Below are 24,893 nucleotides of genomic sequence, written 5' to 3'. Positions count from 1 at the left end.
TGGTGCGGCTGAAACAGTTTCATAGTGTTTCGGTGGTCATAGCGTGAGGGAAACGCCCGGTTACATTCCGAACCCGGAAGCTAAGCCTCACAGCGCCGATGGTACTGCAGGGGGGACCCTGTGGGAGAGTAGGACACCGCCGAACTCCTTTTAGAGCTCCGGCTCTTGGGCACACAGCCCAAGAGCCGGAGCTTTTTTGCGTTGAGGTAGGGTCAGGGGGCATCGTTGGCTCATTTTCTACTGGAGGCCCCCGGGTGGAGGTCCAGGAGACCCGTGTCCAGACAGACCGGGTCCTCACCATCCCGAACATCCTCAGCATGGCGCGTCTCGTCGGCGTACCCGTGTTCCTGTGGCTGATCCTCAGGCCTGAGTTCGGAGGTCCGCAGAGCGACGGCTGGGCTCTTCTGGTGCTGGCTTTCAGCGGAGTCAGCGACTACCTGGACGGCAAGCTCGCGCGGCGCTGGAACCAGATCAGCAGCCTTGGCCGGCTTCTCGACCCGGCCGCCGACCGGCTCTACATTCTCTCGACTTTGGTCGGTCTCACTTGGCGCGAGATTCTGCCCCTCTGGTTGACCGCTGTACTTCTTGCGCGGGAACTGGTCCTGCTGGTGATGGTGGGGATCCTCAGGCGTCATGGCTATCCGCCGCCTCAGGTGAACTTCCTGGGGAAGGCGGCCACCTTCAACCTGATGTACGCCTTCCCGTTGCTCCTGCTCAGTGACGGAAGTGGATGGCTGGCGTCACTCGCTGCTATTTTCGGATGGGCGTTCGCAGGATGGGGTACAACGCTCTATTGGTGGGCAGGAGTCCTCTACGTGGTACAGGTCCGCCGCCTGGTTCGTGCGGACGCCATGGCCGGCTGAACTCGCCGATCGGCAGTAGCAGTGGCTCGATGGCCCGCGAAGGAAAAGTGCGGGACAATCTGGACGGGTGAAGTCGGCTAGACCGTCGTCTCTCTAGGAGGACGCTTCCGACATGAAGGCCGTCGTGATGGCCGGAGGCGAAGGCACACGCCTTCGTCCCATGACCTCAAGCATGCCCAAGCCGCTCCTGCCGGTGGTCAACCGGCCGATCATGGAGCACGTTCTGAGGCTGCTCAAAAGGCATGGGCTCAACGAGACCGTCGTAACTGTCCAGTTCCTGGCGTCACTGGTCAAGAACTACTTCGGTGACGGTGAAGAGCTCGGAATGGAGCTCACCTATGCCAACGAGGAGAAGCCACTCGGTACCGCCGGAAGCGTCAAGAACGCAGAGGAGGCGTTGAAGGACGACGCCTTCCTCGTCATCTCCGGCGATGCACTCACCGACTTCGACCTCACCGAGCTGATCAACTTCCACAAGGAAAAGGGCGCGCTCGTCACGGTCTGTCTGACGCGTGTGCCCAATCCGTTGGAATTCGGCATCACCATCGTCGACGAGGAGGGCAAGGTCGAGCGTTTCCTCGAGAAACCGACCTGGGGCCAGGTCTTCTCGGACACCGTGAACACGGGCATCTACGTCATGGAGCCCGAGGTCTTCGACTATGTCGAGGCCGATGTTCCCGTCGACTGGTCGGGCGATGTCTTCCCTCAGCTGATGAAGGAAGGCAAGCCGATCTACGGCTTCATCGCCGAGGGGTACTGGGAGGACGTAGGCACGCACGAGAGCTACGTGAAGGCCCAGGCCGACGTGCTCGAGGGCAAGGTCGACGTCGAGCTCGACGGCTTCGAGATCTCACCGGGCGTGTGGGTGGCCGAAGGCGCCGAAGTGCATCCGGACGCCGTTCTGCGCGGGCCCCTGTACATCGGGGACTATGCGAAAGTCGAAGCCGGAGCCGAAATCCGCGAGCACACCGTCATCGGTTCCAACGTCGTCGTGAAGAGCGGAGCCTTCCTGCACAGGGCCGTCGTGCACGACAACGTGTATATCGGGCAGCACAGCAATCTGCGTGGCTGTGTGGTGGGCAAGAACACCGACATCATGCGGGCGGCCCGGATCGAGGACGGCGCCGTCATCGGCGACGAATGCCTGATCGGTGAAGAATCGATCGTGCAAGGCAATGTGCGGGTCTATCCGTTCAAGACCATCGAGGCCGGCGCGTTCGTCAACACGTCGGTCATCTGGGAGTCCCGTGGGCAGGCGCACCTCTTCGGCGCCCGCGGGGTGTCCGGAATCCTGAACGTCGAGATCACGCCGGAGTTGGCCGTGCGCCTCGCCGGCGCCTACGCGACGACGCTCAAGAAGGGTTCCACGGTCACCACGGCCCGCGACCACTCCCGTGGCGCCCGTGCGCTGAAGCGGGCGGTCATCTCCGCCCTGCAGGCCAGCGCCATCGACGTACGGGATCTGGAGAACGTACCGCTGCCGGTGGCGCGGCAGCAGACTGCTCGGGGGAGTGCCGGTGGGATCATGATCCGGACTTCTCCCGGGGTGCCGGATTCCGTGGACATCATGTTCTTCGACGGGCAGGGCGCGGATCTGTCGCAGGGCAGTCAGCGGAAGCTGGACCGGGTGTTCGCGCGGCAGGAGTACCGGCGGGCGTTCCCCGGGGAGATCGGGGATCTGTACTTCCCGGCCAGCGTCTTCGACTCGTACACCGGGTCGCTGCTGCGGAACGTGGACATCACCGGGATCTCCGAGTCCGGGCTGAAGGTCGTGGTGGACGCCTCGAACGGCAGTGCGGGGCTTGTGCTGCCGAGTCTGCTCGGGAAGCTCGGGGTGGACTCGCTGACCATCAACCCCGGTCTGGACGAGTCCAGGCCGACGGAGACGGGTGACATGCGGCGCTCCGGGCTCGTACGGCTCGGGGAGATCGTGGCGTCGTCGCGGGCCGCGTTCGGTGTGCGGTTCGACCCTGTGGGTGAGCGGCTCTCGCTCGTCGATGAGAAGGGCCGGATCATCGAGGACGACCGGGCGCTGCTCGTGCTGCTCGACCTGGTGGCCGCGGAGCGGCGCAGCGGGCGGGTGGCGCTGCCGGTGACCACGACGCGGATCGCCGAGCAGGTGGCGGCGTACCACGGCACACAGGTCGAGTGGACGACGACGTCGCCCGACGACCTGACCCGGGTCGGGCGGGACGAGACGACGATCTTCGGCGGGGACGGCAAGGGCGGATTCATCGTCCCGGAGTTCAGCAGCGTCTTCGACGGTACGGCGGCCTTCGTGCGGCTGATCGGGCTGGTGGCGCGGACGCAGCTCACACTGAGCCAGATCGACGCGCGGATCCCGCGGGCGCACGTCCTGAAGCGGGATCTGGCGACCCCGTGGGCGGTCAAGGGGCTCGTGATGCGACGAGTCGTCGAGGCGGCCGGAGAGCGCTTCGTGGACACCACCGACGGTGTGCGTGTGGTGGAGACGGACGGGCGCTGGGTGATGGTGCTGCCCGACCCCGCCGAGGCGGTCACGCATCTGTGGGCGGAGGGGCCGGACGACGCCTCCGCGCAGGCCCTGCTCGACGAATGGTCGTCGGTCGTGGACAGCGCCGGGCACTGATCGACGCGGCACGCGCGCGTGCCGGACATGTGTCCCCGAGGGGCCGGTCCGGCACGCCGGTGGGGCCATTCGGAGGTAGTGGGCGCGACGTGCGACGATGTGCGGCATGCCGCAGCAGCCCCCCGTTCGGAGCACACCCGCGCGCGTGTCGCGCCCGGACGCGTCCATGTCGCTGCTCACCAACGTCATGGACCACAGCCTCGACGACGGCTACGCCGAGGCCGCCGCCCGCAAGGAGTCCGAGGACGCCGGCGGCATGCCGAAGACACTGAGGGCGAAACTCGGTCTCGCCGCGGGACTGGTGCTCGCGGCTCTGGTCGTGACGGTGGGCGCCGCGCAGGCGCGGGTCGCGGCTCCGGTCGTGGCCAAGGAGCGCGAGGAGCTGATCGACCGCATCGACCGCGAGACCGAGGCGGCCGACAAGCTGGAGCGCGCCGTCGACACGCTGCGCGACGATGTGAGCGCTCGGCAGCAGGAGGCGCTCAAGCAGAGCGGCGGCAGTGGCCGGGCGGACCTGGTGGGCATCCTGGCGGGCGCCGTCGAGGTGCACGGGCCCGGCGTCAAGCTGGTCGTGAACGATGCGAAGGAAGCCACCACGGGCGGTGACGGCGACCCGCGGGAGACCTCGGGGTTCTCCGACACCGGGCGGGTGCGGGACCGTGACATGCAGCGGGTGGTCAACGGGCTGTGGGCGTCGGGCGCCGAGGCCGTCTCGATCAACGGGCAGCGGCTGACGGCGCTGTCGGCGATCAGGGCCGCGGGCGACGCGATACTGGTCGACAACAAGCCGCTGGTGCCGCCGTACACGGTGCTCGCGGTGGGGGACGGGGAGAACCTGAGCACCAGGTTCCAGAACAGCGCCGACGGGCTGTATCTGAACGCCCTGCAGGAGAACTACGGCATCCGGACCGCCATTTCCGTGGAGGACGACGTCCGGCTGCCCGCCGCACCGAGTGTGATCGTACGTACAGCACAGCCGAGAAGTGAGAAGGGCACATCGTGATCGCCGTACTGGGCCTCGTCGTGGGAGTCGTGGCCGGCCTGTTGGTCCGGCCAGAGATCCCGGCGGTCGTCGAGCCTTATCTGCCCATCGCCGTCGTGGCGGCGCTGGACGCCGTGTTCGGCGGTCTGCGGGCCATGCTCGACGGCATCTTCGACGACAAGGTCTTCGTGGTGTCGTTCCTGTCGAACGTCGTCGTGGCCGCCCTGATCGTCTTCCTGGGCGACAAGTTGGGCGTGGGCGCCCAGCTGTCCACCGGTGTGGTGGTCGTCCTCGGCATCCGGATCTTCTCCAACGCCGCGGCGATCCGTCGGCACGTCTTCCGGGCGTGAGGCCGATGAGCGACCAGGACGAGACACCCGAGAACAGACTGCGCAAGGAGCTTCCCGAGGAGGTTCCGGCGGCTTCCCCCGCGCAGGGCGCGCCCGAGGAGCCGGCCGCTCCCGTGCTGACCGGTCGGCAGCGGCTGGTGAACGGACTGTGGCCGCCGCGGGTCAGCCGGGCCCAACTCATCGTCGCCCTGCTGCTGTTCGGTCTCGGCTTCGGCCTGGCCGTCCAGGTCGCCTCCAACAGCGACAGCGGCAACGCCCTGCGCGGCGCGCGGCAGGAAGATCTTGTACGCATCCTCGATGAACTGGATGACCGCAGCCAACGTCTTGAGGACGAGAAGCAGGGTCTCGAGAAGCAGCGGCAGGAGCTGGAGAACAGCTCCGACCAGGCCGAGGAAGCGCGTAAGCAGACGGTCGAGAAGGAGAGGCAACTCGGCATTCTGGCGGGCACGGTGGCCGCCGAGGGGCCCGGCATCACGATGACCATCGAGGACACGAAGGGAACGGTCCAGGCGGACATGCTGCTCGACGCGATCCAGGAGCTGCGCGCGGCCGGCGCGGAGGCGATCCAGGTGAACGGCGTGCGCGTCGTCGCCGGCACCTACCTGACGGATTCAGGCAAGAGTGTGAGCGTCGACGGGAACAAGATCAACGCGCCCTTTCGTTTCAAGGTCATCGGCAACCCGAAGGACCTCGAACCAGCGCTGAACATCCCTGGAGGCGTGGTGCAGACGCTGGAGAAGGAGCAGGCCACCGTGACCGTCGAGCAATCGACCAAGATCGTCGTGGACGCCTTGCGAGCGGCGAAGCAGCCTGACTACGCTCGGTCGTCCTCCCAGTGAACCGGGGGTGCATGGGGGCCGTCCGGCAGGGGCATGAGGTTGCGGGGGGTCGACGCACCGATCGGGTGGTGCGTGGTGGAAACTGTCTGGTGGATACGGACGTTGTGAAGGTGTCCGGGTCGACCGGTGTAATCAGTCAGGGTTCGTCCTGCCCCACGGGCGGGTCTGTTTCGGTCAAGGGGAATCGCCCGTGAAGTTGTTTGCGAAGTTGTTCGGCAAGAGCGCGCGAGAGGGCAGCGACAACGCGACCGCTCGTCATCGCGCACAGCCTGACGCAGAGGGCCAGCGGCCGCTGTTCCGGGACCAGGTGGGTGGTCCGGGCGGTGATATTTCCGGAGGTCAGGGCGCGGCGTCTGTTGACCCTGCCCAGTCCGGCGACATAGGTTTCGGCCAACCGTCAACCTCAAGTACGGGTGGAGGGTTTTCTCCTATGTCGGCCCTGGTGTGTACGAGGTGCGGTAACCGCAACGCGGAGAACAGCCGCTTCTGTTCCAACTGCGGCGCGCCGCTGCGCCCCGGTCTGACGCCCGAGCGCGCGTCGGAGACGACCTCCACGATCTCGATCTCCGGTCTCGAGGCCTACGACGCCGAGGTCACCGGCCAGACGCAGCTGCCGGCGCTCTCTCCGGAGGCGCAGGCCGCCGTGGACGCGTTGCCGCTGGGCTCCGCGCTGCTGGTCGTGCGCCGCGGTCCGAACTCGGGCAGTCGCTTCCTGCTGGACGGCGACCTGACGACGGCCGGGCGTCACCCGCAGAGCGACATCTTCCTGGACGACGTGACCGTCTCGCGTCGCCATGTGGAGTTCCGGCGCAATCCGGACGGCACGTTCCGGGTGGCGGACGTCGGCAGTCTGAACGGCACGTACGTCAACCGGGAGCGGATCGACGAGGTCGCTCTGTCGAACGGCGACGAGGTGCAGATCGGCAAGTACCGGCTGGTCTTCTACGCGAGCCAGCAGGGCTACTGACCCTCCCCCGGGCGCCGTCCGGGGGGACCCCCAGGGAAGGTCCATGCTTCAAACACCGAGGGGCGGCGCCGGCCACGGCGTCGCCGCCGGGGACGGTGGTCTGATGAGCATCGGCACCGTGCTGAACATGCTGCGTGACGAGTTCCCCGAAGTCACCATCTCCAAGATCCGTTTCCTGGAGTCGGAGGGGCTCGTCGAGCCGCAGCGCACCCCGTCGGGGTATCGCAAGTTCAGCGTGGAGGACGTCGAGCGCCTCGGTCACGTCCTGAGGATGCAGCGGGACCACTATCTGCCGCTCAAGGTGATCCGGGAGCACCTGGACGCCATGGAGCGCGGTGAGGCCGCGCCGCTGCCGACCGTGGGCCGGCAGCGGGACGGGGAGTCCGGGCTCGAGGTGTCGGACGGGCCCACCGTGGCCCGGATCGGGCGCGCCGAGCTGCTGGCGGCCGCCGGAATAGACGAGCCGGAGCTGGTGGAGTGGGAGTCGTACGGACTCCTCGTGCCGCTGGAAGGCGGGGTCTACGACGCCGAGGCGGCCACTGTGGCCGCTCTGGTGGCCGAGCTGGGGCGGTTCGGGATCGAGCCCCGGCATCTTCGGGTGATGAAGGCCGCGGCCGACCGTGAGGCAGGGCTGGTGGACCAGGTGGTCGCCCCGCTCAAGCGTCACCGCAATCCCCAGACCAGGGCGCACGCCGAGGCTCGTGCGAAGGAGCTCGCGGGACTCACGGTCAAGCTGCATGCGGCGCTCGTGCAGACCGCGCTCGGCGTACGACTGCCCTGAGCCGGTGGTTTCGCCCTGGGCGGATCGGTCACCCGTTCCCGGCCCGACTACCCAAACATCCCGGGCACGGCCTAGGGTTGCTGTGTGAACGAGCTCGATGTCGTAGGTGTCCGGGTCGAGATGCCCTCCAACCAACCGATCGTGCTGCTGCGCGAAGTGGGAGGCGACCGTTACCTCCCCATCTGGATCGGACCGCAGGAGGCCACGGCGATCGCCTTCGCCCAGCAGGGCATGGCCCCCGCGCGACCGCTGACCCACGACCTGTTCAAGGACGTGCTGGAAGCCGTCGGCCAGGAGCTCACGGAAGTGCGCATCACGGATCTCCGGGAGGGCGTCTTCTACGCGGAGCTGGTCTTCGCCAGCGGGGTCGAGGTGAGCGCGCGGCCGTCCGACGCCATAGCGCTGGCGCTGCGCACCGGAACGCCGATCTACGGCAGTGACACGGTGCTCGACGACGCGGGCATCGCCATCCCGGACGAGCAGGAGGACGAGGTGGAGAAGTTCCGCGAGTTCCTCGACCAGATCTCGCCCGAGGACTTCGGCACCAGCAACCAGTAGCCCGCACGCGCAGAAGCCGGGGCCGGATCGGACGGGGCAGATGCCCCGTTTCCGGCAATTGCCAGCGGCGAGTGAGAGAGTCCTACGGCTTCCGCTCAGCGCATTCGGCTAGCCTTTCCCCGCGGTGGAGCGCGGGAAACCACTCCTTGGGTGATTATCACTCGGCGTGCCGAGTGTGGCGATCGTTGACGCACCCCTGGTGACTGCCTACCGTCGTGAAGGCAGGTCAAGGACGGAGGTCGGCGTGAGAAGCAGCGGCGACGGTACGGCTGGGGGCGCCCCCGAACTCGGTGTCGGGGGGAACGGTCCGTACCCGCTTCACAGCAGCGCGGCCGATCACGTTCCGCAGCGACCGGCGGCCGTGCCGAGCAGCGGAGGGGCGACGTCCATGGCGTCCGAGCAGATCGGCTATCGCGGTCCGACGGCCTGTGCAGCCGCCGGCATCACCTATCGGCAACTGGACTACTGGGCGCGCACCGGGCTCGTCGAGCCCAGCGTGCGGCCCGCCCACGGGTCCGGCACGCAGCGGCTGTACAGCTTCCGGGACGTCGTCGTCCTGAAGATCGTCAAGCGGTTCCTCGACACCGGGGTGTCGCTGCAGAACATTCGCACCACCGTCCAGCATCTGCGTGAGCGCGGCTTCCGCGACCTCGAGCGCATGACGCTGATGAGCGACGGCGCGACGGTCTACGAGTGCACCTCGCCGGACGAGGTGCACGCGCTGCTCCAGGGCGGTCAGGGCATCTTCGGGATCGCGGTGGGCGTGGTCTGGCGGGACGTGGACAGCGCGCTGTCGCAGCTGCACGGGGAGCGGGTCGACACGGGCGAGACGCTCGTCGGGCACAATCCGGCGGACGAGCTGGCGCGTCGGCGCAACCGGGCGGTCTGAGGCCCCTGCCGGGGTTCGGTGGGCGGCCGGGCGACGCCGTTGTCAGTGGCGTGGTGCAGCATCGGACATGTGAGAAACGCGCCCACGATCCTGCATCTCGACATGGATGCCTTCTACGCCCAGGCGGAGCAGGCGTCCAAGCCGAGTCTGCGCGGGAAAGCCGTGGTCGTGGGCGGTCTCGGACCCCGCGGGGTGGTCGCGACCGCCTCCTATGAGGCGCGGGTGTTCGGGGTGCACTCGGCGATGCCCATGGCCCAGGCGCGCAGGCTGGCTCCGAACGCGGCCTATCTCGTGCCGCGCTTCGCGTTCTACCGGTCGATCAGCGAGCAGGTGATGAGGCTGCTGCGGGCCCTGTCGCCGTTGGTGGAGCCGCTGAGCCTCGATGAGGCGTTCGTCGATCTGCTGGCCGGGGAGACGGCTTGGGACAGTGAGTCCGCGCTGCTGGCCGGGATCAGCCTCCGGGCGGACATCCGGGCCGTCACGGGGCTCACGGGCTCGGTGGGGCTGGCCTCCTGCAAGATGCTCGCGAAGATCGGCTCGGAGCAGGCCAAGCCCGACGGTCTGGTCCTCATCGAACCGGGGACCGAGCGGGCGCTCCTCGGACCGCTGCCGGTGCGGACCCTGCCGGGGGTCGGGCCGGCCACCGGCGATCATCTGCGACGGGCGGGGATCACCACGGTCGACGAGATCGTGGAGGCGGGGGAGGACGAGCTTGTGCGGCTGCTGGGCAAGGCGCACGGGCACGGGCTGTACGCCATGGCGCTGGCGCGGGACGACCGGCCCGTCGTGGCCGAGCGGGAGACCAAGTCGGTGTCGGTCGAGGACACGTACGACATGGACATCCACGACCGGGTCCGGGTGGAGCTGGAGGTGCAGCGGCTCGCTGACCGGTGCGTGCGCAGACTGCGGGAGGCCGGGCTGTCGGGGCGGACCATCGTGCTGAAGGTGCGCCGGTACGACTTCTCCACGCTCACCCGGTCGGAGACCCTGCGCGGGCCCACAGACGATCCTGCGGTGGTGCGGGAGGCGGCGGCGCGGCTGCTGGACTCCGTGGACACGACGGGCGGGGTGCGGCTGCTCGGCGTGGGCGTCAGCGGCCTGGCCGACTACACGCAGGAGGACCTGTTCGCCCAGGCGGCGGAGGACGTGGCGGCCGGGCCCGAGGAGGAGCTTCCCGACGAGCCCGTAGGGGAGGCTGCGGGGGCGCCGGTCGAGCGCCAGTGGCGTCCGGGGCAGGATGTGCGCCACGCCGAGCTGGGGCACGGCTGGGTGCAGGGCAGCGGGCTGGGCCGGGTCACCGTCCGGTTCGAGACGCCCGAGTCGGCCCCGGGGCGGGTGCGGACGTTCCGGGTCGACGATCCGGAGCTGGACCCGGCCGATCCGCTGCCGTTGGTGCGCCGCGGGCCGGCGGAGGCGGGCGGCGCGGGCGAGGCCGATGCGGGAGAGGCCGGTGCGGTCGAATCGGTCGTCGGATCGGCGACGGCGCATCCCGGGAACTCTGGGTGAGGCCGATCAGTTACACAGGGTGAGGGCGCCAGTTGGCGTCGGGTGCGGCGCCGTGGCAGCGTCGGCCGAGGCGGTGCCGGTATCGGAAGAGGAGGGGGCATGACAGTGCAGGGAGAGGGGACCGCGAGCACGGTCGGGGTGTCCGCGGAGCGGCAGCTCGAGATGCGCACCGTCGTGGACCGGGTCACCCGGTGGGCCGGGAACCGCAGCGATGCCGTCGCGCTGCTGCTGGTCGGGTCCTGGGCGCGGGACGCCGCCCGCCCCGACTCCGACGTCGATCTCGTGCTGCTCACGACCGAGCCTTCGCGGTACGCCGACGACGACGCCTGGGTGCGTGAGCTGGCCCTCGGCGAGGTGGTCCGGATCCAGCAGTGGGGGCCCGTCACGGAGTGGCGGCATGTCACCGCCTCCGGTCTGGAGGTCGAGGTGGGCGTCGGCTCACCCGACTGGGCGCGGACCGACCCCGTAGACGTCGGCACCCGCAGAGTCGTCACGGACGGCGCCCGCGCCCTGTACGACCCCGCCGGGTTGGTCGCGGCGCTGATACGGGCCTGTGCTTGACCTGCGCCTGACCGGATCAGCTCTCGTCGGTGCCCGCCAGCCTGCCGAAGTCGTGGTCCGGGAGCGCGGGAGGGGCCGCGATGTCGAGACCGTAGTGGTGGTAGAGCTGGAGTTCCTGTTCGGGGGAGAGATGGCGGCCCACGCCGAAGTCGGGGGCGTCCTTGATGAGGGCGCGGTCGAAGGGGATGTGGAGGGTGCCCTCGATCAGCTTGCTGGGCTCCAGGGGGACGAATGCGTCGCGGGAGAACAGCCCGGTGCGTATGGCCGCCCACTCCGGCACACCGGTCGCGTCGTCGAGGTAGACCTCGTCGATCGTGCCGATCTTGGCGCCGTTGCGGTCGAAGGCCTTGCGGCCGATCAGGTTGCGTGGATCGATGTCGGTCTGCACAGGCCCTCCACTCGCTCGCAACTCATCCGTAAGCACTACCAAAGAGCACATTGGGACGAGCGGCCACTCGAGGGAGGCAGCGTTGACCTCGCTGGTAGTCTGGCACCGGCTGCTGACCCCGTGCGGGAGAGTCCTCCGACCATCATCGGAGGCGCCGAAGGAGCAACTCCTCCCCGGAATCTCTCAGGCTCACGTACCGCACGGACGAGGTCACTCTGGAAAGCAGGGCGGGTGCCGACGGCGTCGACGGCTTCCGCTCTCACCGACGGTGAAAGCCGGGCGTCCTCGGGCGGCCGGTGAAACTCTCAGGTTGAGATGACAGAGGGGGAGGCCGTCGGGGTACCCACGTAGTGGTGCCCTTCGAAGGTCGTGTCAGACCAGGAGGCCTCCGCAATGACCGCCCATCGCATTCCGCTCTCCGAGCTCGAACAGGGCATCCCGTTCGAGCAGCGCCACATCGGGCCCGACCAGGAGGCGCGGGCCAAGATGCTCGCGCAGGTCGGCTACGGCTCGCTCGACGAGCTCACCGCCGCCGCGGTCCCGGACGTGATCAAGAACGCCGACGCGCTGGACCTGCCGGGCGCGCGCACCGAGGCCGAGGTGCTGGCCGAGCTGCGGTCGCTGGCCGACCGCAACCAGGTCCTCGCCCCCATGATCGGGCTCGGTTACCACGGCACCTTCACCCCGCCGGTCATCCTGCGCAACGTCATGGAGAACCCGGCCTGGTACACGGCGTACACCCCGTACCAGCCGGAGATCTCGCAGGGGCGGCTCGAGGCGCTGCTGAACTTCCAGACCATGGTCGCCGAGCTCACCGGCCTGCCGACCTCCGGCGCCTCGCTGCTCGACGAGGGCACCGCCGCCGCCGAGGCGGTGGCGCTGTCCCGGCGGATGGGCAAGAACAAGAAGGGACTGTTCCTGGTCGACGCGGAGGTGCTGCCGCAGACCATCGCGGTGATCGAGACCCGCTCCGAGCCGACCGGCGTCGAGATCGTGGTCGCCGACCTGAGCCAGGGAATTCCGGCCGAGCTCGACAACCGTGAGATCAACGGGGTGCTCCTGCAGTACCCGGGCGCCTCCGGCGTCGTACGCGACCTCGCGCCGCTCGTCGCGCAGGCGCACGAGCGGGGCGCGCTCGTGACCGTCGCCGCCGATCTGCTCGCGTTGACGCTGCTGAAGTCGCCCGGTGAGCTGGGGGCGGACATCGCGGTCGGGACGACGCAGCGGTTCGGTGTGCCGATGGGCTTCGGCGGACCCCACGCGGGCTACATGGCGGTGCACGAGAAGTTCGCGCGCAGCCTGCCCGGGCGGCTCGTCGGCGTGTCCGTCGACGCGGACGGGCACAAGGCCTACCGGCTGGCGCTGCAGACGCGGGAGCAGCACATCCGGCGTGAGAAGGCGACCAGCAACATCTGCACGGCGCAGGTGCTGCTGGCCGTGATGGCCGGGATGTACGCCGTCTACCACGGGCCCGACGGGCTGCGGGCGATCGCCCGGCGCACGCACCGGTACGCCTCGATCCTCGCCGCAGGGCTCGAGGCCGGCGGCGTCGAGCTCGTGCACGGGTCCTACTTCGACACGCTGACCGTGCGGGTGCCCGCGAAGGCCGCCGAGGTCGTCGCCGCCGCGCGCGAGCAGCGGGTCAACCTGCACCTCGTCGACGCCGACCACGTGTCGATCGCCTGCGACGAGACCACCGCGCGAGCCCAGGTCGACGCCGTGTGGGCCGCCTTCGGGGTCGCCGGCGACATCGAGGCGCTCGACGCGGTCACCGAGGACGGACTGCCCGCCGGGCTGCTGCGCTCTGACGAGATCCTCACCCACCCCGTCTTCCACCAGTACCGCTCCGAGACCGCGATGCTGCGCTATCTGCGCAGGCTCGCCGACCGGGACTACGCGCTGGACCGGGGCATGATCCCGCTCGGTTCCTGCACGATGAAGCTCAACGCGACCACCGAGATGGAGCCGGTCACCTGGCCCGAGTTCGGGCAGCTGCACCCCTTCGCGCCCGCCGAGCAGGCGGAGGGCTATCTCACGCTGATCCGTGAGTTGGAGGAGCGGCTCGCCGAGGTCACCGGGTACGACAACGTGTCGCTCCAGCCGAACGCCGGGTCGCAGGGCGAGCTGGCCGGGCTGCTCGCCGTACGGGGATACCACCGGGCCAACGGGGACGAGCAGCGGACGGTGTGTCTCATTCCGTCGTCCGCGCACGGGACCAACGCCGCCAGCGCCGTGATGGCCGGGATGAAGGTCGTCGTCGTGAAGACCGCCGAGGACGGCGAGATCGACGTCGACGACCTGCGGGCGAAGATCGAGCAGTACCGCGACGAGCTGGCGGTGCTCATGATCACGTACCCGTCGACGCACGGGGTGTTCGAGGAGCATGTCGCCGACATCTGCGCGCAGGTGCACGAGGCCGGCGGGCAGGTGTACGTCGACGGGGCCAACCTCAACGCGCTCGTCGGGCTCGCCAGGCCGGGGCACTTCGGCGGTGACGTCTCTCACCTGAACCTGCACAAGACGTTCTGCATCCCGCACGGCGGCGGCGGTCCGGGCGTCGGCCCGGTGGCCGTACGGTCGCATCTGGCGCCGTATCTGCCGAACCACCCGTTGCAGCCCGCGGCCGGGCCCGCGACGGGTGTGGGGCCGATCTCGGCCGCACCCTGGGGTTCCGCGGGGATCCTGCCGATCTCGTGGGCGTATGTGCGGCTCATGGGCGGTGAGGGGCTGAAGCGCGCCACGCAGGTGGCCGTGCTCTCCGCCAACTACGTCGCCAAGCGGCTCGAACCGCACTACCCGGTGCTGTACACCGGGCCCGGCGGGCTGGTCGCGCACGAGTGCATCATCGATCTGCGTCCGCTGACGAAGGCGACCGGGGTGAGCGTCGACGACGTCGCCAAGCGGCTCATCGACTACGGGTTCCACGCGCCGACGATGTCGTTCCCGGTGGCCGGCACGCTGATGATCGAGCCGACCGAATCCGAGGACCTGATCGAACTGGACCGTTTCTGCGAGGCGATGATCGCCATTCGCGCGGAGATCGAGAAGGTCGGGTCGGGTGTCTGGCCGGCCGACGACAACCCGCTGCACCATGCCCCGCACACCGCTGCCGCGCTCGGCGGGGAGTGGGAGCACGCGTACACGCGCGAGGAGGCCGTCTTCCCGGCCGGGGTCTCCGCCGCCGACAAGTACTGGCCGCCGGTGCGCCGGATCGACCAGGCCTACGGCGACCGGAACCTGGTCTGCTCGTGCCCGCCGCTGGACGCGTACGAGGACTGACGCGTGCGAAGACGCGTCGACCGCTGAGGCGTCAGTGACCGAGGGCTCTCGTCCGGTGGTGGACGGGAGCCCTCGGTGTGTCGAGCGGGTCGAGCGGGTCAGGCGGGTTCAGGACATGCCCGAGAGCTTGAGCACCGCGTCGGCGATCGTGTCGTCGATCTCGTGGCCGAGGCGCTCCAGTACGTCCGCTCCCTCGCGGAGGGTGCCGCGTTCCAGTGAGCGGCGGACGCCCGTGTCCAGTTCGTGCCAGAGGAGCGGGCTGCCGGTGAGGACGCGGGGGTCGAGTTCCAGCAGGCCCCCGTAGGCGTCCCGCAGGACCAGGTGGGCGGAGACTCCGGCGTACTGCCGTACGGCGACCAGCGCGTCGGTGCGTACCGTGCGGCGGTGGCAGGGGCCGCGTACCGTCAGCCAGCCGGGGCCCGCGGTGACCCGTGCGGGCAGGAGCACGGCGAGGACGCCGGCGGAGAGGGTCAGCCAGAGCAGCGCGCGGGGGAGGGTGAGGGTCCGCGCGTCCCAGTCGACCAGAAAGGCCAGCGCGCAGAAGCCGAGCGCGCAGCCCGCAGCGAGCCGGACGTCGGACCGGTGGTGGCGGTCCTCGGCCGGGTGGGGAGGCGGGCTGCTGAGGGTCTGCATGAGACCGACGCTAGGGGCCGGGTGGCCCCGGGGGAGGGGCGCTGACGGTCTTCTGACGGGGTTCGGGCGGATTCTGACGGGATCCTTACGGGGTCTTACGGACCCGCACTCTTGCGGACCTCTACGGATCCCTCCGGATCCCTCCAGACCTCTGCGGACCCTACGGACCTCTGCGGACCTCTGCGGACCTCTGCGGACCTCTACGGGCCCTTACGGGGTCTGGGGGTCCCGCGGTTTCGCAAGGGTCGGTCAGCCCGTGTGCACGCGGGGCCGTCGGGCGCGGTCCGGCTCCGCCTCGCGCAGGACCTCTCGGGTGACCGGGGCGACCTCGCCCTGGCCGAAGAGGAAGAAGCGCAGGAAGTTGGCGAACGGGTTGCCCTCGGTCCACTCGAAGTAGATGTGCGGGATGCAGCCGGTGGAGTCGCGGGTGTGCAGGAGCAGCGCGGCCAGGGCGTTGGAGATGGAGGAGGACTCCAGGGTCAGGACGCGGTAGCGGTTGTGCAGGACCTCGCCGCGTACGGTCAGGCCCGACTCGAACTCGGAGGGGTCGACGACGGTGACCTCGACGAAGACGAAGTCCTCGCCGGGGATGTCGTTGTCCTGGCGGATCTGCTCGATCTTGTCGCGGTACTCGGCCTTGTCGCGCTGGTCGGGCTCGTTGGCGATGAACCGTATCTTCCGGCTGGCCATGTCCCGGATGAAACGTTCCGCCATGGAGTCCAGCGACACGCTGGTCACGCGCAGCTCGAAGGCGCGGGCCAGCCGGGACAGCAGGGAGACCAGGATGATGCCGGCGATGAAGCAGGCGCCGATCTTCACGCCGTCGGGGCGCTCGATGACGTTCACGACGGTGACGTAGAGGAGGACCGCCGAGACGACTGCGAAGCCGATGGTCCAGCCGCGTTGTCCGGCGCGGCGGGCGGCGATGGTCACCGCGATGGCGGCCGAGGACATCAGGACCAGGACGCCGGTGGCGTAGGCGCCGCCCTGGGCGTCGACGTCGGCGTCGAAGATCCAGGTGACCAGGAAGGCGACCAGGGTGAAGACGATGACCATCGGGCGGACGGCGCGGGCCCAGTGCGGGGCCATGCCGTAGCGGGGGAGGTAGCGGGGCATGAGGTTGAGCAGCCCGGCCATGGCGGAGGCGCCGGCGAACCAGAGGATCGCGATGGTCGAGACGTCGTAGACCGTGCCGAAGGCGTTGCCCAGGTACTCGTGCGACAGATAGGCGAGGGCGCGGCCGTTGGCCTTGCCGCCGGACTCGAACTCCTTCTCCGGGATCAGCCAGGTGGTGATGAAGCTGGTGGCGATCAGGAAGACGCTCATGATCAGGGCGGCGGCCGTGAGCAGCTTCTTGGTGTCCCGGATGCGGCCCTTGGGGTTCTCCTCGGTCTCGTCCGGGTCGCCCTGGACGTGGGGCATGACCGCGACGCCGGTCTCGAAGCCGGACAGGCCCAGGGCCAGCTTGGGGAAGACCAGCAGGGAGACGCCGATCATGGCGAAGACGTTGCCGTGCTCGGCGGTCAGGGCGGCCGACCAGTCGGTGACCACATGCCCCTCGGTGACCACGTGCCACAGCCCGACGATCACCACGACGACGTTGAGGCCGAGGTAGACGACCACCAGGGCGACGGCGACGCCGATGGCCTCCAGGAAGCCCTTGAGGAAGACCGCGCCGAGCAGGGCGACCAGAACGAGGGTGATCACCATCTGTTTGTCGTGCAGGGTGCTGGTCAGGTGCGGGTTCTCGACGAGGTGGGTGGAGGCGTCCGCCGCGGACAGGGTGATGGTGATCAGGAAGTCGGTGGCGGCGAAGCCCAGCAGGGTCAGGACGAACAGCTTGCCCTTCCAGAAGGACAGCAGCCGCTCCAGCATCGCGATCGAGCCCTCGCCGTGCGGGCTCTCCTCGGCCACCCGCCGGTAGACCGGCAGAGCGCCGGCCAGGGTGACGATCACCAGCACGATGGTCGCCACGGGCGAGAGCAGACCGGCCGCGAGGGCGGCGATGCCCGGCTGGTAGCCGAGGGTGGAGAAGTAGTCGACGCCGGTCAGGCACATCACCCGGTACCAGCGCTGGCCCTTGTGCTCGGGCTCGGTCTTGGTGTCCGGGGTCGCCTGGTGAGCGGGGCCGTGGCCCTTGCCCATGTCGGACAGGCCTTCCAGCATCCAGGCGCGCAGGCGACTGGGCGGAGGGTGCTGGGTGGTGGCCATCGGCGTGCTCCTGATGTGCGGCTCAGCGTGCGGTTTCGGCCATCACGCGGACGGCGGCACCAGCGTAAGCAGAGCGTGACGCACGGGCCCATGGATAAGGGGGTCCTGGGCGTCAAGCTTCCGTTAAGACTGGCCCTCTGAGCACAGGCTGTGCGACAAGGAAGGAGCTCCAGGGGGGTTTGGGAGCGATTCGGCTGTATGGGGGGTCACGGGGCGGGTTCGGCCGGGCGGACACTCAGCGTCATGGGCGGGGCGGGCGGCGAGCGCCCAGGGGGCACCCGGGCGGGCCGCGCGCTCTTGTCGCCCTCGGGGCGGCCGCCTACAGTCCGCTTCGTAATGTTCGTCGACGAGACCGAATGTTTCGACCGCTTCGGTCTCCCGGAGGGACTGAGGCAATGCGGACGGAGCACGAGACCCACCGCCGGACCTACGGCAATCCCGTCATCCCCGGATTCCACCCCGACCCCAGCGTCTGCCGGGTGGGCGAGGACTACCACCTGGTCTGTTCCAGCTTCGAGTACTTCCCCGGCGTACCCCTCTTCCACAGCCGTGACCTGGTGCACTGGCGGCAGATCGGGAACGTCCTCGACCGCACCCCGACCTCGCCCGGGGCGACGACGGTTCCTGTTGGTGCGCGCTGGCGGGGGTGACGGTGGCCCGGATCGACCCGGCCACCGGGAAGGTGCTCGAAGGGCCGGCGTCGGTGTGGTCCGGGAGCGGGCTTCAGCATCCCGAGGCCCCGCACCTCTACCGCGTCGGCGAGTGGTGGTACCTGCTGCTCGCGGAGGGCGGCACGGCGCACGGGCACAGCGTCTCGATCGCCCGCGCCCGCTCCCCGAGGGGGCCTTATGAACCGGCGCCGGCGAACCTTCTGCTCTCCCACGCAGGCGCCGACCGGCCGATCCAGTGCACCGGCCACGCCGATCTGGTCGAGGCGGCCGACGGCAGCTGGTGGGCGGTGCTGCTGGGCACCAGGCCGCGCGGCTGGTTTCCGGAGTTCCATGTGCTGGGCCGGGAGACCTTCCTGGCCCCGGTCGAGTGGGTCGACGGCTGGCCCCGGTTGGGCCCGGTGCGCGAGCGGCACCCGGCGCCGCGCGGAGCCTGGCACCCCCGGCCGGCCGAACCGGAGCGGGACGACTTCGACGCGCCTGCCCTCGTGCCGTACTGGATCTCGCCGCGGCGCAGGCCCGAGGGCTCCTGGTCGCTCGACGCGCGGCCGGGGCAGCTCACGCTGACCGCCGCCGGCGGCAGCCTCGACCGGCCGGGCCACACCTTCGTCGGCCGACGGCAGCAGTACCCCGACTGCCGTACGGCGGTCCGGCCGGCCCCCGGCTCCGGGCGGGCCGGGCTGTCGGTGCGCCTCGACGAGGCCCACCACTACGACGTCGAGGTGAGCGGGGGAACGGTGGGGGCGTCCGTGCGGATCGGGCCCGTGCGGCAGTGGGTCGTGCGGCGGCCGGCACCGCCCGGGCCGCTCACCCTCGTGGCCGAGACGCGCACGTCGGACGTGCTGCCGCCCACCGTGACCGCTGTCGGACAGCAGGTCCCCGGGGTGCGAGCGGCCGGGCCCGACACGATCGGTTTCTCGGTCGAAACCACCGAAGGGCGACTGTCGCTCGCGGAGGTGGACGGGCGGTATCTGTCCACCCAGGTCGCGGGCGGCTTCACCGGGCGGGTCATCGGCATGTACGTCACGGAGGGCGCCGCGGCCTTCGACTGGTTCGAGCACCGCCCGTCCGGCTGACCGCCCTTCCCCGAACAGGCCGGTGGATTCCCTGTGTTCAAGGGGTTGCCACCCATCGGAGGGTGTCTCTAGGGTGCGGCAGCAGCGAAGCTTTCTGGATCCAGTCCGAAACTTTCGATCTCGCTGTGGACGGACAGGCTGTGCCGTCCCGTATCCCAAGGAGCGCATGATGGGCGACCCGGCACTGTCCCGCCGCGGCTTCCTGGCGGCCTCCGCCGCGGCCGGTCTGAGCATGACGGCACTGAGCGCCTGCGGCGGCGACTCGGACGGAGGGTCGTCGGGGACGACCACGATCGAGTGGTGGAACATCTCCACCACCCAGCCGGCCAAGGACGTCTGGGCCGGTCTCGCCAAGAAGTTCGAGGCCCAGAACCCCAAGGTGAAGATCAAGATCGTCCAGCTGGAGAACGACGCCTACAAGTCGAAGATGACGGCGCTGACCGCCTCCGGGAAGTTGCCCGACATCTTCCACACCTGGGGCGGCGGCGTGCTGAAGCAGCAGGTCGACGCCGGGCTCGTGGAGGATCTGACGGACCGCACGAAGGAGTGGCGGGACGGTCTGCTGTCGGTCGCCCGGGAGCCGTACCTCATCGACGACAAGGCCTACGGCATCCCGTTCGACATGGGCATGATCGGCTTCTGGTACAACAAGGCGCTCTTCAAGCAGGCCGGCGTCAGCGCGCCCCCCACCACCTGGAGCGGCTTCCTCGACGCCGTACGGAAGCTGAAGTCCGCCGGGGTCACCCCGCTCGCCCTGGCCGGCAAGGAGAAGTGGCCCGGCATGTACTACTGGGCGTATCTCGCGATGCGCACCGCCGGTCTCGACGCCCTGCGGAAGGCCGGGGACGACAAGGACTTCACCGGGGACGGGTTCGTGCAGGCCGGGCAGCACCTCCAGGACCTGGTCGATCTGCAGCCGTTCCAGAAGGGGTTCCTCGGGGCCGCCTACTCCACCCCCACGGGCCAGGCGGCCGCCGTCGGCAACGGCAAGGCGGCGATGGAGCTCATGGGGCAGTGGGCCCCGGCGGTGGAGGCCGACGCGGGCAAGGGGCTCGGCGCGGACCTCGGGTTCTTCCCGTTCCCGGCGGTCGAGGGCGGCGAGGGCGTGATCACCGAGGTGTTCGGCGGAGGCGGCGGGCACGCCCTGCGCAAGGGCGCCCCGCAGGCGGCCGTCGACTTCCTGGAGTTCTTCGCCTCGGCCGCCACCGACACCGAGCTGGTCAAGAAGACCGGCGTGCTGCCGGTGGTGCCGTCCGCCGAGAGCGCCGTCGCCGACCCCAACATCCAGGCCGTACAAGCCCAGTTGAAGGCCGCCACCGGCTTCCAGCTCTATCTCGACCAGGCGTACGCGCCCGCCCTCGGCCAGGAGGTCAACGACAGCGTCGCCGCCCTCATCGCCGGCTCCAAGTCGCCCCAGCAGGTCACCGAGTCGATCACCAAGGTCGCCAAGGAAGAGCAGTAGCCGGCGATGACCTCGACTTCTTCAAGGGATTCAAGGGATTCAAGGGATTCGAGGGAGAGGGACAGCAGACGATGACCTCCACCTTCCTCCCGGACAAGCGCAGCGGCCCGGACGTCGACCCGCCGCCCCCGGTCGCGGGCTCGACCCGGGGCCGGGCGCGACGGCGTGCACTGCACTGGCTCACCGCCGTCGGCTTCCAGGCGCCCGCCCTGGTGCTGTTCGGCACGCTCGTGCTGCTGCCGATGCTGTTCGCGCTGTACGCCTCGTTCTTCCGCTGGGGCGGCTTCGGCATGCCCGAGGACTTCGTCGGCGGCGACAACTTCACCCGGCTCCTCGACGACCCGGTGTTCCTGGGCGACCTGTGGCGCTGTCTGGTCCTGGTCGTCCTCTCGCTCGCCCTCCAACTGCCGTTCGCGCTCGCCCTGGCGGTCGCGCTCAACCAGCGGATCCGCGGCCGGGCGGTGTACCGGATGCTGTTCTTCGCGCCGTACATCCTCTCCGAGGCGATCACCGGCGTGCTGTTCAGCATGATCTTCGCCCCGGACGACGGTCTCGCCGACCACGTCCTCGGCGCGATCGGCCTGGACGGGGTGGGCGGGCAGTGGTTCGCCGATCCGTCCACCGTCATGGCCACCCTGTTCCTGGTCATGACATGGAAGTACTTCGGCTTCCACATGATGCTCTACCTGGCCGGACTCCAGTCCATCCCGGCCGAGTTGACCGAGGCCGCGCTGATCGACGGCGCCGGGCCCTGGCAGCGCTTCCGCAACGTCACCCTGCCGCTGCTCGCGCCGACCCTGCGCATCAGCGTCTTCCTGTCCGTGATCGGCTCGGTCCAGCTCTTCGACCTGGTGTGGGTCATCACCGCCGGCGGCCCCGACCACCACTCCGAGACGATGGCCGTGACCATGTTCCAGTACGGCTTCAAGCGCTACCAGGTCGGCTACGCCAGCGCGATCAGCGTCGCCATGTTCGGCATCAGCCTCGTCTTCGCCCTCGCCTACCAGCGGTTCGTGCTCCGGCGCGACCTCGAAGGGGCGACCACGACCATGCGGGGAGGCGGTTCGTGAACGCCCGCAAGACCCACGGGATCAACAAGGCCAAGGCCGGACGGGTCGGCCGTACCCTTCCGTTGCACCTCGTCCTCATCGCCGTCGGCGCGCTGATGGCCGTACCCCTGGTCTATGCCGTCCTGTCCGGCTTCAAGACCACCGACGAGCTCTCCCGCAACCCCATCGGCCTGCCCGACTCCTGGGTCGTCTCCAACTACACCGACATCCTGGGCTCCGGCTCGTTCTGGCAGCTGGTCGGCAGCAGCACCCTCATCGCGGCCGGTACGACCCTGGTGGTCGTCGCGGTGTCCGCGCTCGCCGCGTTCTCCTTCGCCCGGTTCGCCTTCCGAGGGCGGGAGGTGATGTTCACCCTGTTCACGATGGGGCTGATGTTCCCCTTCGCGGTGGCCGCGCTGCCGTTGTTCCTGCTGCTGCGCTCCCTGGACCTGCTGGACAACCCGCTCGGCGTGATCCTCCCGCAGGCCGCCTTCGGGCTGCCGATGACCATCGTCATCCTGCGCGGCTTCTTCCGGGAGATTCCGGCCGAGCTGGAGGAGGCGGCCACCCTCGACGGCTGCGGGCCGCTCGGCTTCTTCTGGCGGATCCTGCTGCCGATGGCCCGGCCCGCTCTCGGCACGGTGTCCGTCCTCGCCGTGGTCGGCAGCTGGAACAACTTCTTCCTGCCGCTGCTGGTCTTCAACGAGCCCACCTGGTGGACCATCCCGATCGGCGTGCAGCAGTTCCAGGGCCAGTACTCGGCGGAGTACGCCCGCGTCTTCGCGTATCTCGTCCTCGCCATGGTTCCCGCCCTGGCCTTCTACTCCGTCGCCGAGCGTCAGCTCGTCGGCGGCCTCACCGCCGGCGCGACGAAGGGATGACCCGCGCCCGTGGACGTACGGCTCACACCCACCGACCGTGAGGAGTCGCACCATGCGCAGGACCAGCACCCGGCTCAGACTCGTCGGCGCCCTCGCCGGGGCGCTCATGGCCGTCGGGGCCGCCGCCCCGGCCGCCCAGGCCCACTGCGAGGACCCGCCCACCCTCGCCGACCTCGCCCAGCGTCACGGCCGCTACTTCGGCAGCGCCACCGACAACCCCGAACTCGCCGACACCGCCTACACGAAGATCCTCGGCAGCGAGTTCGACATGATCACCCCCGGCAACGGCATGAAGTGGTACGCCACCGAGCCGCAACAGGGCGTCTTCGACTGGACCAACGGCGACGAGATCGTGAACCTCGCGCGCGCGAACCACCAGAAGGTCCGCGCCCACACCCTCGTCTGGCACAGCCAACTGCCCGGCTGGCTCACCGGCAAGGAGTGGACGGCCGACGAGCTGCGCGCCGTCCTGAAGAAGCACATCCAGACCGAGGTACGCCACTACCGGGGCAAGGTCTACTCCTGGGACGTCGTCAACGAGGCGTTCAACGAGGACGGCACCTACCGCGAGACGCTCTTCTACAAGACCCTCGGGCCCGGCTACATCGCCGACGCCCTGCGCTGGGCCCACCAGGCCGACCCGAAGGCCAAGCTCTACCTCAACGACTACAACATCGAGGCGGTCGGCCCGAAGAGCGACGCCTACTACGCCCTCGCCCAGGAGCTGAAGACTCAGGGCGTCCCCCTCGACGGCATCGGCCTCCAGGCCCATCTCGCCCTCCAGTACGGCTATCCGACGACCCTCGAGGACAACCTCCGCCGCTTCTCCCGCCTCGGCCTGGACACCGCGCTCACCGAGGTCGACGTACGGATGCTGCTGCCCGCGACCGAGGAGAAGCTGGCCCAACAGGCCGACTGGTACCGGGACATGACGGAGGCGTGCCTCGCGGTGCGGCGGTGCGTCGGGATCACCGTCTGGGACTACACCGACAGATACTCGTGGATCCCGGCGTTCTTCCCCGGTCAGGGGGCCGCGCTGCCCTGGGACGAGCAGCTCGCGCCGAAGCCGGCGTATGACGCGATCCGGGAGGCGTTGAGCTAGGGCCTGGGGCCTGGGGTCTGGGGTCTAGTGGGCTGCTTTAAGGTCTAGTGGGCTGTTCTGGGGGCGGTCGTGCTGGAGCGGACCACCAGTTCCGTGCCCAGTTCCACCCGCGGCGAGTCAGGGTGCTCGCCGCGGGCCAGGCTCAGGACCGTGCGGGCGGCGAGCTTGCCCATGTCGGCGAGGGGCTGGCGGACGGTGGTCAATGGCGGGGCCGACCAGCGGACTTCCGGAAGGTCGTCGAAACCCACCACGCTCATGTCCTCCGGGACGCGCAGGCCCCGTCGGCGCAGCGCCTCGATCGCGCCGAGCGCCATCTGGTCGCTGGCGGCGAAGAGGGCGGTGGGCGGTTCGGGCAGGTCGAGGAGGGCGGTGCAGCCGGTGAAGCCCGACTCGGGGTGGAAGTCGCCGGGGACGACGAGGGATTCGTCGACGGTGAGGCCGGCCGCCTCCAGGGCCGCGCGGTAGCCGTCGTAGCGGGCTCGGGAGCACAGCAGCCGGGGCGGGCCCGCGATCAGGCCGATCCTGCGGTGGCCGAGCGCGAGTAGATGCTCGGTGGCGGCCAGGCCGCCGGACCAGTTGGCGGCACCGATGGTCGGGGTGTCGACGCTGGGGGAGCCCATGGGGTCGACGACGACGATCGGGACGCCCAGGATGCGCAACTGCTCGTGCAGGGTGGGTTCCAGGGCCGAGGTGACGAGGATGACGCCGTCGGAGGCGCGGGAGCGCAGGTTGCGCATCCACTCGCGGGCGTCGCCGGAGCGGCCGTGGATCGCGGAGACCACCGTGCCGACGCCGGCCGCGTGCGCGACCTCCTCTACGCCCCGGATGATCTCCACCGCCCAGGGGCTGTCGAGGTCGTTGAAGACCAGGTCGAGCAGGGCGGCGCGGGCGGGGGAGGCGGCGGAGGCGGCGGAGCGGCGCTTGCGGTAGCCGTGCAGGCGCAGCAGGTCCTCGACCCGGGCCCGGGTCCGCGGCGAGACGTCGGAGCGGCCGTTGACCACGCGGGACACGGTCGGCACCGAGACGCCGGCCTGGCGGGCGATCTCGGTGATGGTGACCTTGGCCCGGGGCGCGGGCGCCGTGTCGTCCGCTGTCACTTCTCCATCTCCGTCTCCGTCTGCATCTCCGTCTGCATCTCCGTCTCCGTGCCTCCGGCGGGTCGTTTCGGACGGTGTGCCGAAACTTCCAGGAGTCTTCCGGAAGGCGGGCGGTCGTGGGAAGACGTGCAGGGGAATCGCGA

At 69.6% G+C, this 24,893-nt stretch carries 20 protein-coding genes, 1 rRNA gene, 1 pseudogene and 1 riboswitch; of the genes and pseudogenes, 18 read left to right on the top strand and 4 right to left on the bottom strand.

Going from position 1 to position 24,893, the window contains the following annotated elements; translation table 11 throughout:
• Nucleotides 1-28: 28 nt before the first annotated feature.
• From rrf to OG562_RS05820, 12 genes are all read left to right on the top strand, one after another.
• Nucleotides 29-145: ribosomal RNA gene (rrf, locus tag OG562_RS05875) — 5S ribosomal RNA — on the top strand.
• A 109-nt stretch (nt 146-254) separates the two neighbouring features.
• Entirely contained in the window at nt 255-863 is a 609-nt protein-coding gene (locus OG562_RS05870) for a CDP-alcohol phosphatidyltransferase family protein (RefSeq protein ID WP_266394452.1), read from the top strand.
• 112 nt (nt 864-975) lie between these two features.
• A complete protein-coding gene (locus OG562_RS05865) occupies nt 976-3,471 on the top strand; it encodes a mannose-1-phosphate guanyltransferase (protein ID WP_266394451.1) in 2,496 nt (831 codons plus the stop codon).
• A 166-nt stretch (nt 3,472-3,637) separates the two neighbouring features.
• Complete coding sequence (locus tag OG562_RS05860) at nt 3,638-4,474, top strand: DUF881 domain-containing protein (protein ID WP_266409052.1); 837 nt, start codon at nt 3,638-3,640, stop codon at nt 4,472-4,474.
• A complete protein-coding gene (locus tag OG562_RS05855) occupies nt 4,471-4,803 on the top strand; it encodes a small basic family protein (RefSeq protein WP_116152339.1) in 333 nt (110 codons plus the stop codon). Before OG562_RS05860 ends, OG562_RS05855 begins: the two co-directional genes overlap by 4 nt.
• Nucleotides 4,804-4,808: 5 nt before the next feature.
• Entirely contained in the window at nt 4,809-5,642 is an 834-nt protein-coding gene (locus OG562_RS05850; RefSeq protein WP_266394448.1) for a DUF881 domain-containing protein, read from the top strand.
• Between the two features lie 82 nt (nt 5,643-5,724).
• Nucleotides 5,725-6,609 carry an FHA domain-containing protein gene (locus tag OG562_RS05845; protein WP_266409049.1) on the top strand — a complete coding sequence of 295 codons (885 nt, stop codon included), beginning with the start codon at nt 5,725-5,727 and terminating at the stop codon, nt 6,607-6,609.
• Nucleotides 6,610-6,652: 43 nt separating this feature from the next.
• Nucleotides 6,653-7,390 carry a MerR family transcriptional regulator gene (locus OG562_RS05840; protein WP_266394446.1) on the top strand — a complete coding sequence of 246 codons (738 nt, stop codon included), beginning with the start codon at nt 6,653-6,655 and terminating at the stop codon, nt 7,388-7,390.
• An 84-nt stretch (nt 7,391-7,474) separates the two neighbouring features.
• Entirely contained in the window at nt 7,475-7,948 is a 474-nt protein-coding gene (locus tag OG562_RS05835; protein WP_266394444.1) for a bifunctional nuclease family protein, read from the top strand.
• Nucleotides 7,949-8,192: 244 nt separating this feature from the next.
• Complete coding sequence (locus OG562_RS05830) at nt 8,193-8,837, top strand: MerR family transcriptional regulator (protein WP_266394442.1); 645 nt, start codon at nt 8,193-8,195, stop codon at nt 8,835-8,837.
• Between the two features lie 69 nt (nt 8,838-8,906).
• The gene (locus tag OG562_RS05825; RefSeq protein ID WP_266394441.1) at nt 8,907-10,343 is read left to right on the top strand and encodes a DNA polymerase IV; all 1,437 of its coding nucleotides are present in this window, start codon (nt 8,907-8,909) and stop codon (nt 10,341-10,343) included.
• Nucleotides 10,344-10,442: 99 nt separating this feature from the next.
• Nucleotides 10,443-10,904: a nucleotidyltransferase domain-containing protein gene (locus OG562_RS05820; protein ID WP_266394440.1), complete on the top strand. Its 462-nt coding sequence runs from the start codon at nt 10,443-10,445 to the stop codon at nt 10,902-10,904.
• A 16-nt stretch (nt 10,905-10,920) separates the two neighbouring features.
• Here OG562_RS05820 and OG562_RS05815 read toward each other — a convergent pair whose 3' ends face one another.
• Nucleotides 10,921-11,292 carry a PRC-barrel domain-containing protein gene (locus OG562_RS05815; protein WP_266394438.1) on the bottom strand — a complete coding sequence of 124 codons (372 nt, stop codon included), beginning with the start codon at nt 11,290-11,292 and terminating at the stop codon, nt 10,921-10,923.
• A 113-nt stretch (nt 11,293-11,405) separates the two neighbouring features.
• Nucleotides 11,406-11,501, top strand: a riboswitch (glycine riboswitch).
• A 184-nt stretch (nt 11,502-11,685) separates the two neighbouring features.
• On the opposite strand from OG562_RS05815, the gene gcvP reads away from it, so the two are divergent.
• Nucleotides 11,686-14,571 carry an aminomethyl-transferring glycine dehydrogenase gene (gene gcvP, locus OG562_RS05810; RefSeq protein WP_266394436.1) on the top strand — a complete coding sequence of 962 codons (2,886 nt, stop codon included), beginning with the start codon at nt 11,686-11,688 and terminating at the stop codon, nt 14,569-14,571.
• 108 nt (nt 14,572-14,679) lie between these two features.
• Here gcvP and OG562_RS05805 read toward each other — a convergent pair whose 3' ends face one another.
• Nucleotides 14,680-15,204 (bottom strand): hypothetical protein, encoded by a 525-nt coding sequence (locus OG562_RS05805; RefSeq protein WP_266394433.1) that lies wholly within the window; start codon nt 15,202-15,204, stop codon nt 14,680-14,682.
• Between the two features lie 249 nt (nt 15,205-15,453).
• On the bottom strand, nt 15,454-17,415 hold the full coding sequence (locus OG562_RS05800; RefSeq protein ID WP_266394430.1) for an amino acid transporter: 1,962 nt from the start codon (nt 17,413-17,415) through the stop codon (nt 15,454-15,456).
• A 395-nt stretch (nt 17,416-17,810) separates the two neighbouring features.
• Between OG562_RS05800 and OG562_RS05795 the strand changes: the two are divergent.
• The 5 genes and pseudogenes from OG562_RS05795 (at nt 17,811) to OG562_RS05775 (ending at nt 23,653) form a co-directional block, all read left to right on the top strand.
• Nucleotides 17,811-19,159 (top strand): annotated as a pseudogene (locus OG562_RS05795) (family 43 glycosylhydrolase).
• Between the two features lie 169 nt (nt 19,160-19,328).
• Complete coding sequence (locus OG562_RS05790) at nt 19,329-20,621, top strand: extracellular solute-binding protein (protein WP_266394427.1); 1,293 nt, start codon at nt 19,329-19,331, stop codon at nt 20,619-20,621.
• A 71-nt stretch (nt 20,622-20,692) separates the two neighbouring features.
• On the top strand, nt 20,693-21,691 hold the full coding sequence (locus OG562_RS05785; RefSeq protein WP_266394424.1) for a carbohydrate ABC transporter permease: 999 nt from the start codon (nt 20,693-20,695) through the stop codon (nt 21,689-21,691).
• A gap of 95 nt (nt 21,692-21,786) precedes the next feature.
• Nucleotides 21,787-22,551 (top strand): carbohydrate ABC transporter permease, encoded by a 765-nt coding sequence (locus OG562_RS05780; protein ID WP_266409047.1) that lies wholly within the window; start codon nt 21,787-21,789, stop codon nt 22,549-22,551.
• Nucleotides 22,552-22,603: 52 nt separating this feature from the next.
• Nucleotides 22,604-23,653, top strand: coding sequence for an endo-1,4-beta-xylanase (locus tag OG562_RS05775; RefSeq protein ID WP_266394421.1), 1,050 nt, complete (start codon nt 22,604-22,606; stop codon nt 23,651-23,653).
• A 44-nt stretch (nt 23,654-23,697) separates the two neighbouring features.
• Here OG562_RS05775 and OG562_RS05770 read toward each other — a convergent pair whose 3' ends face one another.
• Entirely contained in the window at nt 23,698-24,750 is a 1,053-nt protein-coding gene (locus OG562_RS05770) for a LacI family DNA-binding transcriptional regulator (RefSeq protein WP_266394419.1), read from the bottom strand.
• Between the last annotated feature and the right edge of the window lie 143 nt (nt 24,751-24,893).

It is taken from the genome of Streptomyces sp. NBC_01275 (assembly GCF_026340655.1).
Classification (GTDB): domain Bacteria; phylum Actinomycetota; class Actinomycetes; order Streptomycetales; family Streptomycetaceae; genus Streptomyces.
Note: the sequence above shows the minus strand (reverse complement) of the source record. Positions and strands in the feature narration are given on the sequence as shown.

Bases quoted from the DNA above. Each gene is read 5' to 3' on its own strand.
- OG562_RS05780 (WP_266409047.1), top strand. From the start codon at position 21,787: ATGGCCGTACCCCTGGTCTATGCCGTCCTGTCCGGCTTCAAGACCACC.
- OG562_RS05800 (WP_266394430.1), bottom strand. From the start codon at position 17,415: ATGGCCACCACCCAGCACCCTCCGCCCAGTCGCCTGCGCGCCTGGATG.
- OG562_RS05775 (WP_266394421.1), top strand. From the start codon at position 22,604: ATGCGCAGGACCAGCACCCGGCTCAGACTCGTCGGCGCCCTCGCCGGG.
- OG562_RS05805 (WP_266394433.1), bottom strand. From the start codon at position 15,204: ATGCAGACCCTCAGCAGCCCGCCTCCCCACCCGGCCGAGGACCGCCAC.
- OG562_RS05785 (WP_266394424.1), top strand. From the start codon at position 20,693: ATGACCTCCACCTTCCTCCCGGACAAGCGCAGCGGCCCGGACGTCGAC.
- OG562_RS05865 (WP_266394451.1), top strand. From the start codon at position 976: ATGAAGGCCGTCGTGATGGCCGGAGGCGAAGGCACACGCCTTCGTCCC.
- gcvP (WP_266394436.1), top strand. From the start codon at position 11,686: ATGACCGCCCATCGCATTCCGCTCTCCGAGCTCGAACAGGGCATCCCG.
- OG562_RS05840 (WP_266394446.1), top strand. From the start codon at position 6,653: ATGCTTCAAACACCGAGGGGCGGCGCCGGCCACGGCGTCGCCGCCGGG.
- OG562_RS05820 (WP_266394440.1), top strand. From the start codon at position 10,443: ATGACAGTGCAGGGAGAGGGGACCGCGAGCACGGTCGGGGTGTCCGCG.
- OG562_RS05860 (WP_266409052.1), top strand. From the start codon at position 3,638: ATGTCGCTGCTCACCAACGTCATGGACCACAGCCTCGACGACGGCTAC.
- OG562_RS05790 (WP_266394427.1), top strand. From the start codon at position 19,329: ATGGGCGACCCGGCACTGTCCCGCCGCGGCTTCCTGGCGGCCTCCGCC.
- OG562_RS05850 (WP_266394448.1), top strand. From the start codon at position 4,809: ATGAGCGACCAGGACGAGACACCCGAGAACAGACTGCGCAAGGAGCTT.